General features: G+C 65.5%; 1 protein-coding gene. It reads left to right on the top strand.

The window, feature by feature from the left end:
• The first annotated feature begins 134 nt into the window (after positions 1–134).
• A complete protein-coding gene (locus BHQ18_RS28800) occupies positions 135–1,370 on the top strand; it encodes an IS256 family transposase (protein ID WP_052621331.1) in 1,236 nt (411 codons plus the stop codon).
• Positions 1,371–1,427 lie beyond the last annotated feature (57 nt).

Below are 1,427 nucleotides of genomic sequence, written 5' to 3'. Positions count from 1 at the left end.
GGTTGCGTCCAGCAGAGTGGTGTACGAGTCGAGACCTGATCAACGGTACCGGCGTGTCGTAGCCGAGTGATTGAAGGTCATCGCGTGATTCTTCGAGGGACCGTCCAAAGTCACTCGAGCAAAGGAACCACGCGATGACCGCTGCCCAGAATATCGACCTGCCCACCGTGCTGGTCGAACGACTCACCACCACCCATCCCGATGTGCTGCGCGAACTGCTGGCCACGTTCATCCACACCCTGATGGGTGCCGAGGCCGACGCCCTGTGCGGCGCCGGTTACGGTGAGCGTTCGGCGCAGCGCACCAACTCCCGCAACGGGTATCGACACCGTGAATTCGACACCCGTGCAGGCACATTGGATCTGGCGATCCCGAAGCTACGGCAGGGTTCTTACTTCCCGGACTGGCTGCTGGAACGCCGCAAACGCGCCGAGCGGGCCCTGACCACCGTGGTCGCGACCTGCTACCTGCTCGGGGTGTCGACGCGGAGGATGGACAAGCTCGTCGAGACGTTGGGGATCACCAGCCTGTCGAAGTCGCAGGTGTCGGTGATGGCCAAGGAACTCGACACCGCCGTCGAAGCCTTCCGGACCCGCCCGCTGGACGCCGGCCCGTACACGTTCGTGGCCGCTGACGCCCTGGTGCTCAAGGTCCGCGAGGGCGGGCGGGTGGTCAACGTGCACGCCCTGATCGCCGTCGGTGTGAACGCCGAGGGCTATCGGGAGATCCTGGGTATCGACGTCACCACCGCCGAGGACGGTGCGGGCTGGTTGGCGTTCTGGCGGTCATTGACCGCCCGGGGCCTCTCGGGGGTGAAGCTGGTGACCTCCGACGCGCACGCCGGTCTGGTGGCCGCGATCGGGGCCACTCTGCCCGGCGCGACGTGGCAGCGGTGCCGCACGCACTACACGACCAACCTGATGGCCATCACCCCGAAGGCCTCCTGGCCGTGGGTGCGCACCCTGCTGCATTCGGTGTTCGACCAGCCGGACACTGAATCCGTTGCCGCTCAATACGATCGGATCATCGAAGCGCTGTCCGACAAACTTCCCAAGGTGGCCGACCACCTCGAGGCCGCCCGCCCGGACCTGCTGGCGTTCACCGCGTTCCCCAAGCAGATCTGGCGCCAGATCTGGTCGAACAATCCCCAGGAGCGACTCAACAAGGAGATCCGACGTCGGACCGACGTCGTGGGCATCTTCCCCGACCGCGACGCGCTGATCCGCCTCGTCGGGGCAGTGCTGGCCGAACAACACGACGAATGGGCCGAATCCCGGCGCTACCTCGGCCTGGAAGTCCTGAGCAAATCACGCGCCGTCAACGACACCTCGACCGAACAGGAGGCCACCCCCGCAGCCCTGACTGCCTGAACCATCACATCGAAGAATCACACGACGACGTCGTACACCACGTCCCTGGACTTGACC

Source organism: Mycolicibacterium flavescens, from assembly GCF_001722335.1.
GTDB lineage: Bacteria > Actinomycetota > Actinomycetes > Mycobacteriales > Mycobacteriaceae > Mycobacterium > Mycobacterium flavescens.
Note: the sequence above shows the minus strand (reverse complement) of the source record. Positions and strands in the feature narration are given on the sequence as shown.